Source organism: Sinorhizobium fredii USDA 257 (genome assembly GCF_000265205.3).
Lineage (GTDB): Bacteria > Pseudomonadota > Alphaproteobacteria > Rhizobiales > Rhizobiaceae > Sinorhizobium > Sinorhizobium fredii_B.
Genome location: NC_018000.1, coordinates 5,845,863 through 5,865,614, shown reverse-complemented (window position 1 = coordinate 5,865,614; position 19,752 = coordinate 5,845,863). Strand labels below are relative to the sequence as shown.

General features: G+C 59.2%; 19 protein-coding genes and 1 pseudogene. 12 read left to right on the top strand and 8 right to left on the bottom strand.

Annotated features, from left to right (window positions below):
* Positions 1 to 1,618: pseudogene (locus USDA257_RS27535) on the top strand (GMC family oxidoreductase).
* Between the two features lie 949 nt (positions 1,619 to 2,567).
* Here the strand turns inward: USDA257_RS27535 and USDA257_RS27530 are convergent.
* The 4 genes from USDA257_RS27530 to USDA257_RS27515 are packed head-to-tail and all read right to left on the bottom strand — an operon-like array spanning position 2,568 to position 5,738.
* Positions 2,568 to 3,251, bottom strand: coding sequence for a transporter substrate-binding domain-containing protein (locus tag USDA257_RS27530; RefSeq protein ID WP_014766267.1), 684 nt, complete (start codon positions 3,249 to 3,251; stop codon positions 2,568 to 2,570).
* Complete coding sequence (hpaI, locus tag USDA257_RS27525) at positions 3,238 to 4,029, bottom strand: 4-hydroxy-2-oxoheptanedioate aldolase (RefSeq protein WP_014766266.1); 792 nt, start codon at positions 4,027 to 4,029, stop codon at positions 3,238 to 3,240. Before hpaI ends, USDA257_RS27530 begins: the two co-directional genes overlap by 14 nt.
* 8 nt (positions 4,030 to 4,037) lie before the next feature.
* A complete protein-coding gene (locus USDA257_RS27520; protein WP_014766265.1) occupies positions 4,038 to 4,820 on the bottom strand; it encodes a fumarylacetoacetate hydrolase family protein in 783 nt (260 codons plus the stop codon).
* 24 nt (positions 4,821 to 4,844) lie between these two features.
* On the bottom strand, positions 4,845 to 5,738 hold the full coding sequence (locus tag USDA257_RS27515) for an intradiol ring-cleavage dioxygenase (RefSeq protein ID WP_014766264.1): 894 nt from the start codon (positions 5,736 to 5,738) through the stop codon (positions 4,845 to 4,847).
* A 254-nt stretch (positions 5,739 to 5,992) separates the two neighbouring features.
* Here USDA257_RS27515 and USDA257_RS27510 point away from each other — a divergent pair, with 254 nt between their 5' ends.
* The 10 genes from USDA257_RS27510 to USDA257_RS27465 are packed head-to-tail and all read left to right on the top strand — an operon-like array spanning position 5,993 to position 13,363.
* Complete coding sequence (locus USDA257_RS27510; RefSeq protein WP_014766263.1) at positions 5,993 to 6,730, top strand: GntR family transcriptional regulator; 738 nt, start codon at positions 5,993 to 5,995, stop codon at positions 6,728 to 6,730.
* Entirely contained in the window at positions 6,730 to 7,551 is an 822-nt protein-coding gene (locus USDA257_RS27505) for a sugar phosphate isomerase/epimerase family protein (RefSeq protein WP_014766262.1), read from the top strand. The genes USDA257_RS27510 and USDA257_RS27505 overlap by 1 nt, the downstream gene beginning before the upstream one ends.
* A 46-nt stretch (positions 7,552 to 7,597) precedes the next feature.
* Complete coding sequence (locus USDA257_RS27500; RefSeq protein WP_014766261.1) at positions 7,598 to 8,266, top strand: amino acid ABC transporter permease; 669 nt, start codon at positions 7,598 to 7,600, stop codon at positions 8,264 to 8,266.
* 9 nt (positions 8,267 to 8,275) lie between these two features.
* The gene (locus tag USDA257_RS27495) at positions 8,276 to 8,926 is read left to right on the top strand and encodes an amino acid ABC transporter permease (RefSeq protein WP_014766260.1); all 651 of its coding nucleotides are present in this window, start codon (positions 8,276 to 8,278) and stop codon (positions 8,924 to 8,926) included.
* A 41-nt stretch (positions 8,927 to 8,967) separates the two neighbouring features.
* On the top strand, positions 8,968 to 9,792 hold the full coding sequence (locus USDA257_RS27490) for a transporter substrate-binding domain-containing protein (protein WP_014766259.1): 825 nt from the start codon (positions 8,968 to 8,970) through the stop codon (positions 9,790 to 9,792).
* A gap of 19 nt (positions 9,793 to 9,811) precedes the next feature.
* Entirely contained in the window at positions 9,812 to 10,573 is a 762-nt protein-coding gene (locus tag USDA257_RS27485; protein ID WP_014766258.1) for an amino acid ABC transporter ATP-binding protein, read from the top strand.
* Positions 10,574 to 10,591: 18 nt separating this feature from the next.
* On the top strand, positions 10,592 to 11,452 hold the full coding sequence (locus USDA257_RS27480) for a shikimate dehydrogenase (RefSeq protein ID WP_014766257.1): 861 nt from the start codon (positions 10,592 to 10,594) through the stop codon (positions 11,450 to 11,452).
* 14 nt (positions 11,453 to 11,466) lie between these two features.
* On the top strand, positions 11,467 to 11,835 hold the full coding sequence (locus USDA257_RS27475; protein ID WP_041414727.1) for a 5-carboxymethyl-2-hydroxymuconate Delta-isomerase: 369 nt from the start codon (positions 11,467 to 11,469) through the stop codon (positions 11,833 to 11,835).
* A gap of 33 nt (positions 11,836 to 11,868) precedes the next feature.
* Positions 11,869 to 12,318 carry a type II 3-dehydroquinate dehydratase gene (gene aroQ / locus USDA257_RS27470; protein ID WP_014766255.1) on the top strand — a complete coding sequence of 150 codons (450 nt, stop codon included), beginning with the start codon at positions 11,869 to 11,871 and terminating at the stop codon, positions 12,316 to 12,318.
* Positions 12,319 to 12,325: 7 nt separating this feature from the next.
* Positions 12,326 to 13,363 carry a Gfo/Idh/MocA family protein gene (locus tag USDA257_RS27465; RefSeq protein WP_014766254.1) on the top strand — a complete coding sequence of 346 codons (1,038 nt, stop codon included), beginning with the start codon at positions 12,326 to 12,328 and terminating at the stop codon, positions 13,361 to 13,363.
* 673 nt (positions 13,364 to 14,036) lie between these two features.
* Here USDA257_RS27465 and USDA257_RS27460 read toward each other — a convergent pair.
* From USDA257_RS27460 to USDA257_RS27445, 4 genes are all read right to left on the bottom strand, one after another.
* Positions 14,037 to 14,495 carry a hypothetical protein gene (locus USDA257_RS27460; RefSeq protein WP_041414725.1) on the bottom strand — a complete coding sequence of 153 codons (459 nt, stop codon included), beginning with the start codon at positions 14,493 to 14,495 and terminating at the stop codon, positions 14,037 to 14,039.
* A 436-nt stretch (positions 14,496 to 14,931) separates the two neighbouring features.
* Positions 14,932 to 15,498, bottom strand: coding sequence for a DUF1003 domain-containing protein (locus tag USDA257_RS27455; RefSeq protein ID WP_014766252.1), 567 nt, complete (start codon positions 15,496 to 15,498; stop codon positions 14,932 to 14,934).
* 180 nt (positions 15,499 to 15,678) lie between these two features.
* Positions 15,679 to 16,461, bottom strand: coding sequence for a DUF1614 domain-containing protein (locus tag USDA257_RS27450; protein WP_014766251.1), 783 nt, complete (start codon positions 16,459 to 16,461; stop codon positions 15,679 to 15,681).
* A gap of 220 nt (positions 16,462 to 16,681) precedes the next feature.
* Positions 16,682 to 18,076, bottom strand: a complete 1,395-nt coding sequence (locus USDA257_RS27445; protein ID WP_014766250.1) for a sigma-54-dependent transcriptional regulator — start codon at positions 18,074 to 18,076, stop codon at positions 16,682 to 16,684.
* A 358-nt stretch (positions 18,077 to 18,434) separates the two neighbouring features.
* On the opposite strand from USDA257_RS27445, the gene USDA257_RS27440 reads away from it, so the two are divergent.
* Positions 18,435 to 19,715, top strand: coding sequence for an MFS transporter (locus USDA257_RS27440; RefSeq protein ID WP_014766249.1), 1,281 nt, complete (start codon positions 18,435 to 18,437; stop codon positions 19,713 to 19,715).
* Positions 19,716 to 19,752 lie beyond the last annotated feature (37 nt).

The window sequence follows — 19,752 nt, the reverse complement described above, 5'->3', positions numbered from 1 at the left end:
ATGCATGACACTGAAATGCCGGTGGACGAAGGCATATACGACTTCATTATCGTCGGTGCCGGTTCGGCTGGCTGCGTTCTCGCAAACCGGCTCTCGGCCGATCCGAAGTACCGGGTTCTGCTGCTCGAAGCGGGGGGCTCTGACCGCTACCACTGGGTGCATGTGCCGATCGGCTATCTTTACTGCATGGGGATCCGCGCACCGACTGGCTGATGAAGACGGCACCCGAAGCCGGCCTCAACGGCCGCGCGCTGAACTATCCGCGCGGCAAGGTGCTCGGCGGCTGCTCGTCGATCAACGGCATGATCTACATGCGCGGGCAGGCTGCCGACTATGACGGCTGGCGGCAGGCGGGCAATGCGGGCTGGGGCTGGGACGACGTGCTGCCCTATTTTCTGAAGTCGGAGGACAATTACCGCGGCAAGTCCGCCATTCACGGGGCGGGCGGCGAGTGGCGCGTCGAGCGCCAGCGTCTCTCCTGGCCGATCCTCGACGCCTTCCGCGATGCCGCGGAGGAGCTCGGCATTCCGAAGACGGATGATTTCAACGGCGGCGACAACGAGGGTTCCGGCTATTTCGAAGTCAACCAGCGCGGCGGCGTGCGCTGGAATACGACCAAAGCCTTCCTGCGGCCGGCAATGAAGCGCAAGAATTTGCGCGTCCTGACCGGGGCCGAGACCGAACGGCTGGAGTTTGACGGCAAGATGGTCACCGGCGTGCGTTTCCGCCTTGACGGCCGCCTCTGGGTCGCTCGTGCGTCACGCGAAGTGGTGTTGTCGGCTGGCGCCATCAACTCGCCCAAAATCCTGGAGCTGTCGGGCATCGGTCGACCGGCCCTGCTGTCCGCCCTCGGCATCCCCGTCCACCACGAACTTCAGGGCGTCGGCGAGAACCTTCAGGATCACTTGCAGATCCGCACCGTATTCAAGATCGAAGGCGCGCGCACACTCAACCAGCTCTATCACAACCTCTTCAGCCGCGCCGGCATGGGGCTGCAATATGCCATTAGCCGATCCGGCCCGCTCTCAATGGCGCCGAGCCAGCTCGGGATCTTCGCCAAGAGCGATCCGGCGGTCGCGACGGCCGATCTCGAATATCACGTTCAGCCGCTTAGCACGGACCGGCTCGGTGAGCCGTTGCACCGCTATCCAGCCGTTACGGTGTCCGTCTGCAATCTTCGGCCAGAGAGCCGCGGCACAGCGCATGTCACCGCGCGTGATGCGGCACAGCCACCTGAAATACGCCCAAACTATCTCTCCACCGCCGGCGACCGATTGCTTGCGCGAACTCCATTCGCCACGCCCGCAGCCTGATGGAAACGAAGGCGCTTGCGCAATTCCGGCCGCAGGAAATGCTTCCCGGCCGCGAGCACGACAGCGACGAGGATTTGATCCGCCGCGCCGGGGACATTGCGACAACCATCTTTCACCCGGTCGGTACCTGCAAGATGGGGAGTGACCCTATGGCTGTGGTGGACGCGAAGCTGCGCGTGCACGGCGTCGGCCGATTGCGTGTCGTTGACGCCTCCATCATGCCGACGATCGTCTCCGGCAACACGAACTCGCCGGTGATCATGATCGCGGAGAAGGCATCAGAAGCCATTCTGAAGCGGTTATGAGAATCGTGCTTGCTTGAAGGCGCCTTGGAGCACAGCCACGGGGCTGGAGCCAGCACTACGAGGACGTCGACTCGACCGCGGAAACCTACAATGCCTTTCATTCGAGAGGCTGAGAATCGATCTTCGCATTATGCGGCTGTGTTCGGATGCGGGCCTAAGGCGCGAGCTCCAAAGCGGCCGGTCGAAATTCTGAGGAGGCCAACACAACGGTCTGCTTTGCGCAACGAATACGGAAGTTCTGGGCGGTAGCGCGCGATGTCCTCAACGGGTCCAGAATTCGCCTTCATCAGCGTCGTGGGTGAGTAGACTGCGGAAGTTCGAGCGAACGAGCGAATCGGCCGCTAAGCGGGACCTTTCGGCCAATCGTGCCGGCCCGTACTAGGACGAATTTTAGCTGCCGTCTTGTTGCTTGCGTCGAAGCTCTTCCTGGCTTGACAAGCTGACGGTGGTTGCGGGAGTAGCGATCGTCCAGGAAAGAGACTTTCGCGATGCGATCGGCACGGAAAGGACGATAGTCCCTAACGCAATCGTATCACCCGGCAATAAACCGCCGACCGGCTTCCGCGCCGCCGCCTGATGATGCTCACCCAGTCGGTCGCGATCGCGCTCGCAGTTTTCCTGGCGGTCATGGTGCTGGGGGAGGAGCGCCGATCTGGGCCATTCTGGCGGTGGCGGCGGGGCGTGGCCGACGCGCGGGCACATCCACACGGTCGTCAGGACGTCGAATGGCAACGACTACGGCAAGGACTTGCTGCGCCAGCACCACGAAGCACACGCCCAGGATCCAGGGCACGGCCGCCGCCAACCCTTTCATCGTACGCTAAGGCTTAACGAAACATGAACTTCCGAGTCGGAACGCTTGAGAAGGAAGAGGATTCCAATTGACTATTCGGGAGTTAACGTGTCGCGTCCCCTCGACCTGGCTCCCTCGCATGTCCCGCCAACTGCTTCAATTGCTCGGCTTACCCGCACTGCAATGCTGCTGGATGAAGTCCGACAGGAAGGTTGAAGCGTGAACGCACCTCCGATGCACAGCGATCGCCTGAGGCACTTTCGAGAATGTCCCCTCAACAACGCGGAAACCTGGTTTCTCTTCGCAGAAACGTGACAGGGACTCGGTCAAGCCCGCAGCCGCATCGCACTGGGAGGATACAAGCATGTCCAGGGCGGAGGCGGGATTTTCGGTATGGAGGAGGATTGCATTTCTAATCTGTCGCTCAAGCTGCTTTGTATACGCAGCGGTTCTGGCGGCGGCAATGCGTACCCCTTTGACGTCGACATGCTCGACGCTGCCCAGCGGGCTACTGTCTGACACCAGAAAGCTGGCGGTCACCGTGGTATAGGAGGGCGAGAAGGAGAACCTGTCGGCACGCGATGGATCGGAAGCAATGAACGCAACGTCCCACTCGTTGCCTTCGGCAGCCGCGAGAATGTCAGCGGCCGATCCGTATCGAACCAGCGACAAACTGCAGTCGAGTTCTGCCGCAAGTGCGATCGCGATCTGCGCGCTCGGCCCTGTTAGAGAGCCTGTCACTGGATCGAGTTGGACAAGTGCGGCATTCGACATGTTGACCGCCGCTCTGATGACTCCCGTCGGTGCGATTTCAGTGAGGAGTTCATCACGTTCCGGCATCGCGGCCCGCTCCTTGCGATGCAAATCGTGCCGCGAGTGCTTCCGATCCCCTTGCCAGAACAGCGACATCGACACCAACGGCAGTAAATAGTGTTCCCAGTGAGATGCACCGCGCCGCAAACTTCTCATCCGGGGTAAGAATGCCCGCAGGCTTGCCCAACGCTTTCAGGCGTTCAATCGCGTCGACAATTGCATCGACCACCTCCGGGTGGCTCGGTTGGCCCCTGTGTCCGAAACTCGCTGCCAGGTCTGCCGGTCCTACGAATACCCCATCCACTCCCTCTACCGAGGCAATCGACTCGAGGTTGCCAAGCGCTTCCCGCGTCTCAACTTGCAGCAACAGGCAAATTTCCCGTTCCGCATTTTGCGCATAGTTCGCAACTCGGCCGAAACGAGTGGCGCGCGTCAGGGCAGAAACACCACGAATTCCATCCGGAGGATATCGCACCGCCGCGACTGCGGCTTTCGCCTCTTCCGCGTTCTGAACGTAGGGAATGAGCAGTGTCTGAACGCCAATATCCAGGAAACGTTTGATGAGAACGGGGTCGTTGATGGCCGGGCGGACGACTGGGGAAACGTCGTATGGTGCGACCGCTTGCAATTGTGGCAGGACGGTCAGAACGTCACCCGGAGAATGTTCCGTGTCGAACAGGAGCCAATCGAAACCTGAAGGCGCGACGATTTCCGCGGCGTAGTTTCCCGGCAGGCCACACCACAGGCCGATCTGACTTTGACCAGCAAGAAGCTTCTGCTTGAACCGATTGACAGGATGTTCCATCTAGCACCTCACACGAACGACACGCCGATGGAGCCAACAGGGCCATAGTCGGCCTGAATGACATCACCTTTCGCGATATCGACAGGACGCGTGAAGGAGCCGGCCAGGACTATTTGTCCCTTCTTCAGGCCACCGCCCACAGCATGAAGTTTGTTGACCAGCCACGCGATGCCGGCTGCCGGATGTCCCATGATCGCCGCCGACACGCCCGACTCCTCGATGATGCCGTTCTTGGAAAGAGTCGCTCCGACCCAACGGATATCAATGTCCATCGGGCGAATTATACGGCCGCCAACGACGAGGGCGCCGAAAGCTGCGTTGTCCGCAATGGTGTCGGTGATCGCTCGAGGGACTTCGGTCCGGTAGTCGATAATCTCGAGCGCCGGGACAACGAATTCGGTCGCACGCATGACGTCATAGATCCTGGTGCCGGGTCCGACGAGATCCTCACCCATAACAAAGGCCAGCTCGACCTCGAGGCGCGGCTTGATAAACAAGTCAGCCCTGATCTGCGCTCCGTCGTTGTAAAGGGCATCGTCAAGAATGCAGCCGTAGTCCGGCTCCGTCATTTTCGAAGCCATCTGCATTGCGCGTGACGTCAGGCCAATCTTATGCCCGACGATCCGTGCGCCCTTCGCCACCCTCGCCTCCGCCCATAAAGCCTGAATCCGGTAGGCGTCCTCAAGCTCGAGGTTCGGGTAGGTCTCGCTGGGCTGTATGATCGGCTTGCGCTCGATTTCAGCTTTGAGCAGCGCGTCTGCCGCGGCCTGGCGTTCTTCTTCGGTGATCATATCGTTTGCTCTGCTGATCGTGATTTATTTGATCGGGGGACGCGGCAAAACGGCTTCGCCGGGTTCCATGACATAGGTGTAGTCGAGCGAGAACCACGGACCAGGAATATCCGTTTCGGTCGGATGGGGCTCCTCATGGCGAATGAAGTCGCCGGTCAGCGCTGCCGTGACACCGAACTGAACATCGGAGTCGATGTTCGGGTCGCTGGGATCGAAGACTTGGGAAATCAGCGTCTTATATCCGTGCTTGAAGATCAGTGCGTGCAGGTGCGCTGGTCGGTACGGGTGGCGTCCCTGAGCTTTGAGCAGGCGTCCGACCACGCCATCGACTGGTATGGGATACCCGACCATCTTCACGGTCCTGAACCAGAACCGACCTTGCTCGTCGGTCATGAATTTGCCGCGCAAGTTCATCTCGGCCTGGTCCGGGTCCTGGTTTTCATAAAGACCGACGGGAGAGGCATGCCACACATCCACTTCCGCGCCGGCAATTGGCTTACCGTCGCGGTCAACGACCTTGGCATGCACGAACAAGGGAGTGCCCGGTGTCTCGGATCGGATAATCGACCCGCCATTTTCGACTCGCGGAGAGTTGAGGCGCCAGAATGGGCCCAACAGCGACTGGGAGGTCTCAGTCTGTCCTCTGTCGCCATTGTTCAGCAGGCAGACAAGTGAGGACACGCCAAGAGAACCGGCCATCAGCACAAACTCGTTGTGGTGATCAGTATGCAGCTTCCCGATCTCATTCAGCATGGCTGTCGCCTCCCGAAACTCGACCTCCGTCAATCGAACCTCGCGCACGAAGGCATGAAGATGCTTGACCATCGCGACGAGGATTTCTCGCAGGCGGGGGTCTTCAGTGCGATTCATCACAGCGAGGACGGCTGGCGTCAGATCGCTTTCAGTTTTGATCACCATGTGGGCTACCTCCCGATTTCCCCGCCTATCAAAATAATCGATTATCTGTCAAGGCCGCCGTGCATTCTCGCGGCGCCAATAAGCCAAAAGAAACAGGACGTTTGCATGCAATACCTTGATTCTATTATATATCGTTTGCGAAGAGGAAGCTGAGGCTTAACTTTGTGTAGATTTCAGCGCTCTCAAGTTGACACGAATAATCGTTTATTGTATCGATCATCGACAATTAGTTCGGGGGAGCCTTGGGAGGAACAATGGTACCGGATGACGACGGCGCATTTGCTCCGACGACAGAAGATGCTCCGTCGTCTTCTGGCTTTCTCGATGACGGCAAAAACACAATTGGGAGCCAGCTTGCATCCCGTCTTCGTGAAGCGATCATCTCCGGCGAGCTTCAGGCCGGCAGCAAGATCAATCTCGACAAGGCGCGCAAGACGTTCAACGTAAGCCTCAGTCCGCTGCGTGAAGGGTTGGCGCGGCTGATATCGGACGGTCTAGTGGAGTTCGAGGACAATCGCGGCTACCGCGTTTCATCAATTTCCTTGGCCAATCTGGAAGAGATCACCACCCTGCGCGAAGAGTTTGAAGTCTTTGCGCTTCGCGAGTCCATGCGGCTCGGCGATGTGGAGTGGGAGGGCAACGTCATGCGCGCGCTGCATCGCCTTAACCGCACCGAGCGTGACGCGGCTCGGCCAGAGACACTGGAGCGCTGGGAAGAGCTCCACCGCGAATTTCATCTGACACTCATATCTGGCTGCGGGAAGCCGATCCTGCTCCATTTTTGCAGATTGCTTCTTAATCTCAACGACCGTTATCGCCGGGTGTTTCTGACCCGCACGTCGGGTGACCGCAACGTCAGCCAGGAGCACAGCGAGATCGCTCAGGGAGCCGTCGCGCGGGATCTGGACTATTCGTGCGATATGTTGCGTCAGCATATTCACCGCACGGGAACCAATCTGCGCAATCACCTCGCGACAAAGGGGATCTTGTGATGACCGTCGCGACGCCAAGACCGGGCCTTGAACTGGGCGTGGCGCATTTTTCATCCATCGCGCTGCCGCCCAAAGAATTCGCCGTGACAGCTGCTCGGGCGGGTTTTGCGTCGATAGGTCTGCGTCTGCACCCCGCCTTTCCCGGAGCCCCTTTCTACGAGTTGCCGGTGGGCAGCCAGAGTGCCCAGGAGTTCAAGGCAATTGCCGATGGCGAAGGCATCAAGGTGTTCGATATCGAGTTCTTCGTGATCGATGAGAGCTTCGTTGCGGCCTCCCATGAGGCGACCGTCGCAGCCGCTGCGAACATAGGGGCGCGCCGGCTGAGTGTTTGCGGCGATGATCGAGACGGCGGCCGTCTTGCCACAAACCTTTCTGAGTTTTGCGCCCTCGCGGCGCGATATAGCATGTCAGTCGACATCGAAAACATGGGCTGGCGGACGGTAAGAACCTTTCGCGACAGCGTAGCGGTCGTGAATTCCTGCGGAGCAGAGAACGCCGGTGCCCTCGTTGATGGGATTCACTTCTTCCGAAATGGCGCCTCGATCGACGAACTTCGCGCAAACGCAGGGAAGGTAAAACACGTCCAGCTTTGCGACGTCCGCGGGCCTGCTCCCAAAACATCGGACGCAATGATCGCCGAGGCGAGAAGCGGCAGGCTCGCTCCTGGAGAAGGCGAATTGCCATTGAAGGAGCTCTGGACCACAGCCAAGGATAGCGCCGCTATCTCGGTTGAAGTGCCGCTCGTCGGGTCGGTGGACCCACAGGCACACCTGAAACATCTCCACGACAGCGCAGTGGGACTACTGAGACCGGATCATTGATCCGGTGCCGACGCGGCGCGAGCCGGTCGGGAGGAGGAAGTCATACATGGGTTATAGGTTTGATTTCGGTGCGGTCCTTGACCGCGCCCCTGAATTGCTTTGGGCTTCGTTTGGGACGCTTGGCCTTGCGTTGGCCGGGATGCTTCTCGCACTCGTCATCGGAATCCTGGGCGTCGTTGCAAGGACTTCCAAGAGCAGAATTGCGCGCACTCCGGTGATCGTGTTCGTCGAGGTCGTGCGAAACACGCCATTCCTCGTGCAGATCTTCTTCATATATTTTGCCCTTCCTCTCATGGGCATACGCCTCAATCCGACCGTTACGGCGATCATTGCTCTCGGCATCAATGGTGGGGCGTACGCAATCGAGATCATCCGAGGCGGGGTCGAGAGCGTGTCGCGCGGCCAGATCGAGGCTGGCTTCGCCCTCGGACTCCACAAGGCGGACGTCTTCCGGCTCATCGTGCTCAAGCCGGCACTTCGGGCGATTTATCCCTCGCTTACCAGCCAATTCATCATGCTGACACTGACAACGTCTGTCTGCACGTCAATCGCCGCCTACGAACTGACCTCGGCCGCTCAGCGCATTGAGTCTGACACCTTCCGCAGCTTTGAAGTCTATTTCACGGTGACCGCTATCTACCTGGTTATCTCCACACTGATGATGGGCCTCTTTGCCCTCATTTCTCGTCACTACTTCAACTACCCGACGCGATAGGAGGCAGCCATGGGTCCCATCGGCGAAAATGAATTCTTCTTTTTGATGCAGGGTTTGAAATGGACCGTCCTGCTCGCGATCGTGGGCTTCATCGGTGGGGGGATATTCGGAATCCTGATAGCGCTGCTGCGCACCTCGAAGACGAAGGTCGCCCGGACGATCACCGCAGGGTATATCGGTGTCTTCCAGGGCACGCCCCTTCTGATGCAGCTCTTCGTTGTCTATTACGGCGTTGCGCTGTTGGGCATCGAGGTCAACGCGTGGATCGCGGTCGCAATCGCCTTCACGCTCCATGCCAGTGCTTTCCTGGGAGAGATCTGGCGCGGCTCCATCGAGGCTGTGCCGAAGGGCCAGACGGAAGCCGCCAACGCCCTCGGTCTGCATTATGTCTCGCGGATGAAAGACGTCATCCTGCCGCAGGCCCTGAAAATCTCGATGCCGGCCACGATCGGCTTCCTTGTCCAGCTCATCAAGGGCACGTCGCTAGCAGCAATCGTCGGCTTCATTGAACTGACTCGCGCCGGCCAGATCATTTCAAACCAGACCTATCGTCCGCTGCTCGTCTTCGGGATCGTCGCCGCAATCTACTTCATCATTTGCTGGCCCCTCTCCCATGCCGGAAGTGGCCTCGAAAAACGGATGTCGAAAGCCGTCCGCTAACCGCTTCGCTGGAAGCAAAACCCTGGAGGAGGAGCATACTTATGCATACCAATCGTCGGAATTTTCTCGGACTTGCACTGGCAACTGTTGCCTTCACAACCGTCAGCGCTGCCGCCGCCTCTGCGGCAACTGTAGAAGAAATCAAGGCAAAGGGCACGCTGGTCGTCGGCATCCAGGGCGACAACGCGCCTTGGGGTTTCGTCAATACGAGCGGCCAGCAGGACGGCTTCGACGCTGACGTCGCCAACCTCTTTGCAAAGGAGTTGGGCGTTAAGGTTCAATTCCAGCCGCTCGCCGTTGCCAACCGCATTCCCGCGCTAACGACCGGCAAAGTCGACATCCTGTTCGCAACGATGGCAATGACGGAAGAGCGTGCGAAATCAATTCAATACAGCAAGCCCTACGCCGCCAACACGATTTCGCTTTATGCCGCGAAGTCCGACACGGTTACGAAGCCTGAGGACATTGCGGGATGGGAGATCGGCGTTCCGAAGTCCAGTTCGCAGGATAAGGCAGTAACGGACGCCGTCGGATCCACCGCAACGGTTCGCCGCTTTGATGACGACGCTGCAACCATCCAGGCTCTGATCTCCGGACAGGTAAAGGCGGTTGGCGGCAACCAGTTCTATGGTCAGCGTCTGGATGCGGCGAGTGCCGGCACCTATGAGCGCAAGATTAACTTTCTGACGACCTACAACGGCGTCGGAACCCGTCTCGGCGAGAAGGACTGGAACGAAGCCGTCAACGCCTTCATCGAGAAGATCAAGGCCAATGGTGAGCTTGCCGCCATCACGAAGAAGTGGATGGCGATCGATCTGCCGCAGTTCCCGGAATCCATTCCGAACATCCCGTTCACCGTCAATTAAAGCCCAAATGGAGGGTTCCGTGCTAAATTCCGCAAACGATCGACCGACGCTGATTTCCCTTGAGGACGTGCAGAAGTGGTACGGCGCTTTCCATGCCTTGAAATCCATCAGTCTGTCGGTCCGCAAAGGCGAAAAAATCGTCCTCTGCGGGCCGTCAGGCTCCGGGAAATCGACGTTAATCCGCTGCATCAATGCCCTCGAAACGATCGAGGAAGGCAAGATCGTCGTCGAGGGTCAGGTACTGGACGGAAGCACCAAATCCATCGATGCGATACGGCGCGAAGTGGGAATGGTCTTCCAGAGCTTCAATCTCTTCCCGCACATGACCGTACTTCAGAACTGTACACTCGCCCCGATGCGTGTTCGGGGCACAAGCCACGCTGACGCAGAGCGACTGGCTCGAAAATATCTCGAGCGCGTTCGAATCCTTGACCAGGCTGAAAAGTATCCTGCGCAGCTATCCGGCGGGCAACAACAACGCGTTGCCATCGCTCGCGCGCTCTGCATGGAGCCGAAGGTCATGCTCTTCGACGAACCAACCTCTGCCCTCGATCCTGAAATGGTGAAGGAGGTGCTCGACACCATGATCGGGCTCGCCCGTGACGGCATGACGATGATCTGTGTCACGCACGAAATGGGCTTTGCCCGTCAGGTCGCTGATCGCGTCATCTTCATGGCCTTAGGAGAAATCGTCGAAGAGGCCGAACCGGAGATCTTCTTCAAGTCTCCCAAGCACGAACGCACGAAAACCTTCCTCGGCGAAATCCTTGCCCACCACTGACGTTCGAAAGCGATACCAATGCACGACAAGAAATTCCTCGTGGGACTGATCGGGGCCGACATCCAACTGTCAAAGTCCCCGGCGCTCCACGAAACGGAGGCTCGACATCAGGGCTTCGATTACCGTTACGAGCTTCTCGATCTGGCCGAGCGAGGCCTTCCTGCCTCGGCGCTACCAGACCTCCTCGACGAGGAAGGGCGGCGCGGTTTTGCCGGAAGCAACATTACACATCCGTGCAAGCAGTCGGTGATCGCCCACCTCAGCCGCCTTTCCGAGGATGCAGGGATGCTCGGTGCGGTCAACACCGTGGTCTTTCGTGACGGCGAGAGGATCGGCCACAACACTGATTGGTACGGTTTCTACGAGAATTTCCAGCGCGGCCTTCCTCACGTCGCGAAGTCGCATGCCGTCCTGCTTGGCGCCGGCGGCGCCGGTGTCGCCGTGGCGCATGCCGCAATCAAGCTCGGTATTAAGCGATTATCGATCTTTGACCAGGATTCGACACGAGCAGAAACCTTGGCTGGGCAGTTGAACGATCGGTTCTCAAGGGATTGCGCTCGTGCCACGACGGATGTCGGCAGCACCCTGCGCTCCGCGGACGGCCTTATTCACGCGACACCGACGGGTATGAAGAGCCATCCTGGTTTGCCGATCGACCCGGAATGGCTTCTGCCACGGCATTGGGTCGCCGACATCGTCTATATGCCGCTCGTCACAGAGCTCCTTGCTCTCGCCGAAAGAAGAGGCTGCCGGACCCTTCGTGGCGGCGGCATGACCGTCTACCAGGCAGCAGCGGCTTTCGAATTGTTCACCGGGATAGCACCCGACGCAGAGCGCATGTCCCGTCACTTTATGGACTTGTGCCGCCTGTCGGCTTGATGGGGAGATCCCAAATGCCGCATATCATTATCGATTATAGCCGGGGCGCAGGCGAGCATGTAGCCATGGACCGGCTCACGCTGAGCGTGCATCGCTGCGTTCGCGATGGCGGCCTTGTGAAACCTTCCGCCGTGCGCACGCTTGCGCGGGAGGCGACATACTCCTGCGTGGGCGATGAGCATGTCGATAATCATTTCATCCAAATTATCGTGCGGATGGCACCGGGTCGTGCTGCAGAGACCAAGCAGAAGCTTCTCACTGCCGTTCTCGACGCCGCGCGGGCGATCGCCGCGCCTGCTCTCGAAGCGGGAAGGCTCGGCTTGCGCGCAGATCTCTACGAGTCGGACCCTGATTTTGCTGTTCAAGCAATCGCGTTCGTCTGACCAGGACAGCGTGCTCAAGAAGGAAAATATACTATGAGCCTGATCTACGTTCTCAATGGACCAAACCTCAATCTGCTTGGCAAACGCCAGCCGCACATCTACGGGCATGAAACGCTTGCAGACGTAGAGGCGGACTGCCGCAAACTGGCAGCCGAACTCGGCCATGAAATCCGCTTTCATCAGAGTAACCGGGAATACGAGCTCATCGATTGGATTCATGAGGCGCGCGAGGACGGTGCGGCCATCGTCATCAATCCGGCAGCCTTTACCCATACCTCACTCGCCATCCTCGACGCTCTGAACACATTTGAAGGGCCTGTGATCGAGATCCACATCTCCAATGTGCACAAGCGCGAAAGTTTCCGACACCATTCGTTCGTTTCGCACCGCGCGGACGGCGTGATCTGCGGCCTTGGAACAGAAGGATACCAGCTTGGCATCCGGCGCGCGGCGACAATGATCAAGGCGGCGAGCAAGGGCTGAGGTGACCATGACCCGACGGGTTAAGCTGGCCGTACTTGGCGCAGGCCTCATCGGTAAGCGCCATATTCAGCACGTCCTGGCCGAGCCCTCGGCGCAACTCAGTGCCGTGGTCGATCCCACGCCGGTTGGCGAGACTATTGCCAAGGAAGCCAGCGTGAAGTGGTTTACAAGCTTCGCGGACATGATTGCCGCAGACCGACCTGACGGGATCATCGTGGCTACGCCCAACCAGGCTCACGTCCAGAACGGGTTGGAAGCCGTTGAAGCAGGCGTTCCCGCACTCATCGAGAAGCCTATCGCCGACGACATTATATCCGGGGAAAAGCTGATCGCAGCGGCTGAGGCAAAAGGTGTTCCTCTTTTGACCGGCCATCACCGCCGACACAATCCGGTGATGCAGAAGGCAAAGGAAATCATCGAAAGCGGAAAGCTCGGCCGCGTTCTTGTTGTCAATGCGATGTTCTGGCTGTTCAAGCCCGACGATTACTTCGACATCTCGTGGCGTCGTGAGCGCGGTGCGGGGCCGGTTCTCCTCAATCTCATCCACGATGTCGATAATCTGCGTTACCTTTTCGGCGATGTGGCCGCGGTTCAGGCACGCGAGTCCAACGCAGTGCGCGGCAACGCAGTTGAGGAAACGGCTGTGATCCTGATCGAGTTCAAGAATGGAGTTTTGGGAACTGCGACAGTCTCGGACTCGGTGGTCGCACCGTGGAGCTGGGAGATGACAACCGGGGAGAATCCGGCCTACCCCAAAACGGAGCAATCCTGTTACATGATAGGAGGAACGCACGGGTCGCTGGCTGTTCCGTCGCTCGAAGTCTGGCGCAATCCTGGTAAACGGAGCTGGTGGGAGCCATTTGACCAAAAGCGTATCGAGGTCGACGACGAGGACCCGCTCGTCCTGCAGATCAGGCAATTCTGCAAGGTGATCCGCGGAGACGAACCGCCGCTTGTCAGCGGGCGTGAGGGGCTCGAAACCGTGAGGGTAATCGATGCGGTAAAACGCTCGGCGGCAACGGGAGAACGTATTGAGTTGAACTGACGCCTGAGCAATGTGTAACGCAACCGCCTGCTCGCCCTTCGCGTCTCCTTGCATCCGATGCGACGAGAACGCCGAGGCAATACCGACGAACGAGCAGTGCGGCGGTCCTGTTTTCGAGCGCTCATGTTCGAGACCGCTGGCAGTTAAGCCACTTCGACATTCCTCAAATCGGCTGCATGCGCCGCATGTCGGATAGCTGGCCACGCTCGACTTAGACATCGCCCTTCTGGCGGAGGAAATCGTCGCCGAGGATTTGGCCGATGGCCGTCTGCTTCACGTGCTGCCGCTCTGTCTTCGCCGCCATTGAAACGCGCCTGCTCCGGCAACGACGCAACGCTTCATCGAATTTATGGGTGACTGCTTGGAGCCGACTAAGGCGAGAAATCAACGTCCGCCTTGAGCGTACCTTTTTGTCATTCGGTGCTTCGGTCCGGATGTCCGCAACGGGTCCGAGAGCGGCCTTACCTCCGCGTGAGGCTCGCAGCGGCAGATGTTCTCGTTCGTGCTCATTAGATCGCACAATGTATTCCGGTATTCCGCTGCTCAGTCCAGAACGGGTGCAGCTGAGAATCAGCAAAACCGCCGCAGCTAAGCTGCGGCGGTTCTCTAGATGGCCGGTTCCGCCGAAACAGACCGGCTTCGCAGACAGGTTTACGGGCCTAGCATCCGGCCATCAGGCTGAGCGGGCAATCTCTCCGTCAAGCCGACGAACGTCCTTTTGCAGGTGTGCGTAGAATTCCTTTGGAATCATGCCACCGTGCTGGTCCGCCACCTGGACAGTTCGTGCGCGAATGTTGGCTTCCTCGCGCCGCAGCCAGTTAAAGGTCACTGCACTGAGTTCGCCCTCCGAGCGCTTGGTATCCATGCGATGATTGGCAGCGCGAAGCTCTCCGAGAATATTGCCGAGCCGTGGTGTATGTACGGCGACGGATGCTGTGGTTTGGTATACCGGTACCGGCGGCGCTGTCCCGTCGTCGTCGCCGAATACCCCTTGGTAGTAATCCCCGTTTTCAGGGCCCCGCGAGGAAATGCCACGATCCTCGTGCCCATGATGGTTGGCTGCGAAGGCGCCGCCTGCGGCTATTGACAGGGCGAGAGCAGCGATTGCAGACGTCTTGATGAACGAGCGCATTTTTGAGTCTCCTAGAATTGGGGAAGCATGAGCTTCCAGTCGGGGCTGTCTCATACTGCCGCTTTGCGATCTTCGTTCAGCAGTATTCAGCCTCTAGAAAAAGAATATTTAGCCACCTCCACTCTGTCATCTTAATAATAATTAATACAATATAACTATTGTTCATCAAATATTCGCCATATTTGCCGACAATTGGTATGCGTTATTAGTGAATGTAGAGTGTTATTGTAAGGCGTCGGCTGATGTGGGCGAAAAATAAAGATGTCTCCATCATTCGTCTCGATAAAAAAGGAGGGATCGCGACAGGCCGGGCAGTGAAAGTGTAATTTGTATCGTGCTTCTTCATGTATTCCTCAGAGTCGATGGAACCACCAGTCGTGCCCAGGTCTGCAGCGAAACAAGCACGGTCGGGACTCCCATAGTTGAACCCTCTCCGTTATTCCGGCCGGCTCCCCGCGATTGCATTTTTATCGATGCGCTGCAGATGGGTCGCCAGTTCAGTTAGTTGGTCGCGTATCTGCAGGATCTCGTTGCGCCGCAGTTCATCGAGTTTGTCGTGCAGCGCCAAAATCTCGATCTCAGCCTTGAGATTGACCTGATAGTCGTGCGCGGCATCCAGACGGTCGCGCGCTGCCTGCCGGTTCTGCGACATCATGATCACCGGCGCCTGAAGTGCAGCGAGCATCGACAGCACGAGGTTGAGCAGGATGTAAGGATACGGATCGAACTGGTCGCGCCCGAGCAGCAGGCTATTTCCGACAGTCCACAGCAACAGAAATGCCAAGGCGGCGAAGATGAACGTCCACGAGCCGCCTACCCGGGCGATTGCGTCCGCTACGCGTTCGCCAAATGTCAGTTCCTTCTCATAGGCCTCGTTGCGATCCCTGGAAACCGCGCGTTTCTCAATGGCGCTTTGCAAAACCGTCTGCTCGAGTTCAGTGAGGTCGCCTGGATCCTCATCCATCCAGCGGTCCGCCAGTTCGGTAATAGTCTTGTTTTGCATTCTCGTCTCCGCACTTCGAAGCAGCGATGTCAGTCACCGGGGAGAGATAGCTCCTGTCGGTAGTAGGGTTGCCATATCATCAAGCAAGCCACGTGCCAGTGCAGCAACACCCCGTTTCCGTTGAGAGTTCGGCCTTATTCACGTCGCCCAGCCCATTCTGACTTGGTGATTGCGCCCAGGTCATGGGTGACGACCACCAGCCTCAGGGGGTCCGTATGTGGGCGCTTCCGGCATTGTCGCGGCTGAGGACAGCCGGCTCAACGGCGAGCCGCGCGAGAGGCTCGCGATGAGCACGGCAAGGATCGCAGTGACGAAAATCCCATCGAATGTTCCGGCGCCACCGATCGAGGCGACGGGAGCGCCCAGACCTCGCAGATTTCCGAGATTGAGCAGGTCTGCCCCGGCGAGGGTGCCGAGGCTGCCGCCGACGTAAGCAAGCGGCGCCGCATGTTGCCGGGAAAGCAGCAGAGCCACGAGACCGGTGCTGATCGCGGGAACGAACACCGGCAACGCAATGCCGAGGCCGGGCACCGGTCGAGCGAGCCAGTGGCAGACGGCGGCGACGACGGCGGTCGCCAGCAAGCCGCGGCCCCACAGCCCGTTTTTCGAAAGCAGATAGATCGACATCAATGTCGGGATGAGCGCCCCACCGACATTCACCGCGATGATGGTCCCAGGCCAATCGACGAAGACTGGCACGACGTAACGCATGCCGAAGTAATCCACCACTCGGCCGGAGAGGACTTCCTGACCAGGCAATTCCGCCAAAGGAAGATTGAGGTAGCTGCCGAGAAGGGAGCCGAGGAGAAGGAGCAGCGCAGCACGGGCGCTGATGCCCAGGCGTGTATACGCATATTGCAGCACTCCGAGCTGAATCAGCGCCACCAGAACAAGGAACGACAGCGCCAGGGCGGAAAAAAGAGGCGCAGGAAGAGGGAGGTAGTGAAGTTGGCTCAAATGCATCGAAGCCTCCTGATATACGGGCGAGTGTTCTGTCGGAATGGCCGGCACCGATTTGCCTCCATTCAACGGCTACCGCGCGCGGGCAACCGGAATGGCCCGCCACAGCAATGGAAGCAAGCGCCGCGCCAGAGAGCTAAGCTTTTGGTTGGGTTAAGCTATTGGGGTGGGACAGGAGAGTGGAAGGTGGATATCCACCACTCATCGGTGGCTTGCGTGGCGCTCAGCGCGGCGCGTTCTGCCGCTGCAGGTCATGCCGAGCCATGCGGTACCGCAGGGTTTCGCGCGTGAGGCCAAGCCTCCGCGCTGCCGCCAGGACATTGTAGCCTTCGCGCTGCAGGATCGACTCCACTATCAACTTCTCCATCGCATCGAACGTCATGGAGCCGTCCAACGGAAGAGAGATGACGTCGCCTGCAGCCATCGTCTTCGCGAGGGTACCGCCCGGCGCGATCTGCAACCACTCGCCCGACAGCTCTTCGCCGGTGGAAAGAAGCACCGACCGCTCCACCACATTGCGCAGTTCGCGGACGTTTCCGGGCCAGTCGTATGCGGCAAGGAGCGCGTGCACGGATTGAGGAACGCGTTTAACCCGCTTGCCGGCAATCGCGTTGAACTCGCGAATGAGACCGTCGACGATCTCGTCGATGTCCGCCTTGCGGGCCCGCAATGGAGGCAGATCGAGCTGGAAAACGTTGAGCCGGTGATAGAGATCCGCCCGAAAGGCTTTTTCGGCCACGAGTTCCGGCAGATTTCGGTTGCTCGCCACCACGACATGCACGTCGACGGGTATCATCCGCTCGCCGCCGACTCGGCGGATTGCCTTGTCTTCGAGCGCCTTGAGGAGTTTTGCCTGAAGGTCGAGATCGAGTTCGCCGATCTCGTCGAGAAACAGTGTGCCTTCGCTCGCCTGTTCCATGAAGCCGCGATGGCTGCCTTTCGCTCCGGTAAAGGCACCGGCCTCATGGCCGAAAAGCTCGGACTCCACGAGGTCGCGCGGCAAGGCTGCGCAGTTAACCTCGACGAGGGGGCCGTCGGCGCGCGTGCCGCTGTGATGCAGGATCCGCGCCGCAAGGCCTTTGCCGGTGCCGGTCTCCCCCGAGATGATGACACTGCTGAGCGGGATTTGGCACAGCCTTTCAAGTGTATCGCGTACGCGCGCGGCATCCTTGCTGCGACCGATGAAGGCGGCCGGGATGTAGCGATTGCGCTGCTGCGAAGCTTCGTCGGCGATCCGCCTCTGGGCGCGCGCGCCGCGCCGCGCTGCGGCAACGATGCGCTCGAGCCGCTCGCGATCCATTGGCTTTGTCAGAAAGTCGAAGGCGCCGAGACGCTTGGCTCGCTCCGCATCCGGTGCCTCGCCAAAGCCGGTGAGGAATATCCATTCGCGGCTGTCGCCCTCGCCGCGGGCGCGTTCCAAGAGGTCGAGCGCGTTACCGTCGGGCAAGTGCAGATCCGAAAGCACGACGAGCCCTTCATAGCCAGATCCGAAGACGAAAGAGCCCGCTTCCTCGAGGCTGCGGACGAGGCGCGTCCTCCAGCCCACGCGTTCGAAATATCGTTTGAGGTCGATGCCTAGCATGGCGTCGTCCTCGATGATCAGAAGCTCGTCACTCATCGTACTTCGACTTTCGGCGGCTGCGCGATCCTGGCTGTGGTTTGTTTACGCTACCTCCTACAGAGGTGGTTGAAAACCACCAATTGGCTGAAGTGGCCCAGATCCGAAAACCATCGCAGGCGGGACCGTAAAGGTTCGGCGATGCGGGTTTGCTTGGAAAAGCTGATCGAAAGCCCCAATCGGGCTGTTGGCCCGTTCCTTGATTGGTGATCCTGGTCCACGGCGGCAGCGCTAATGAGGCAAAAAAGATGCGCGCCATCATCCTGGACAAACCGGCGCGCTGGGTCTGCGTCACATGATCGCGAGCGACGCCGCACCAACTCAGTGCCGCCGCGAACCGCCTAACCAGGAGGAAAACATGCCCATACTATCAGATCTGCGCTCCCTGACTTCGCCGCAGCGCAACGCCGTCGTCGCGAGTTTTCTTGGTTGGATGCTCGACGCATTCGACTTCTTCATCCTTGTCTTTGTCATGAAATATGTGGCTGAGGAATTCGGGACAGACATTGAACGGGTCACCATCGCTCTCACGCTGACGCTGGCCATGCGCCCCTTGGGAGCGCTCATCTTCGGCTACGCTGCCGACCGCTTTGGCCGCCGGCCGGTACTGATGGTCAACATCCTCCTCTATTCGGCACTTGAATTCGCGTCCGGCTTCGCACCGACCTTGACCATGCTCATCATTCTGCGAGCGCTCTATGGCATCGCGATGGGCGGTGAATGGGGCGTTGGGGCGTCATTGACGATGGAGACGATCCCGCCGAAGACTCGCGGCCTCGTTTCCGGGTTCCTACAGGCCGGCTACCCGGCGGGCTATCTCCTCGCCTCTCTTGCCTTCTACCTGCTTTTTCCGCTGGTCGGTTGGCGGGGCATGTTCATGATCGGCGTGCTGCCTGCGCTCATCGTGTTCTATGTCCGCTCGAATATCGACGAATCGCCCGTCTTCCTGGCGCGCCGCCAAAAGCCCGATCGGAGCGCCTTGTGGCGCACACTGCGGCGGCATGCGGGTTTGGCGATCTATACGATTCTCCTGATGACAGCCTTCAACTTCTTTAGCCACGGCACGCAGGATCTCTATCCAACCTTCCTCGAGGTGCAGCAAAAGTTCTCAACGACGACCGTTGGAGCGATCGCCGTGGTTTACAATATCGGCGCGATCTTTGGCGGCATCACCTTCGGCCTCTTGTCGGAAAGGATGGGCCGCCGGCGCGCTATCGTGTTCGCAGCCCTGCTTGCCATTCCCGTTATTCCGCTTTGGGTGTACTCATCCGGTCCGCTGCTGCTGGCGCTCGGCGCGTTCCTCATGCAGTTCGCTGTCCAGGGCGCATGGGGCATCATCCCCGCGCACCTTAACGAACTGTCGCCCGACGAAATCCGCGGCACGTTCCCGGGCGTCACCTATCAACTAGGCAACCTCCTCGCCTCCGCCAATGCAACTCTGCAGGCTGGGCTCGCCGAGCACTACAACGGTGACTATGCTTTCGCCCTCGCCATGGTCGTCGGCGTCGTCGCCGTCGCTGTTGTGCTTCTGGCCGGCTTCGGTGTGGAGGCGAAAGGAGTCGAATTCGGAAGAGCGCAAGACGATAATAGGAGCGGGGATAGCAGCCGGTTGGAAACAGGCCCCGTCGCGCCGTCCTGATCGTGGAACCGTTGTGGAACATGTTTGCTGTGCGTAA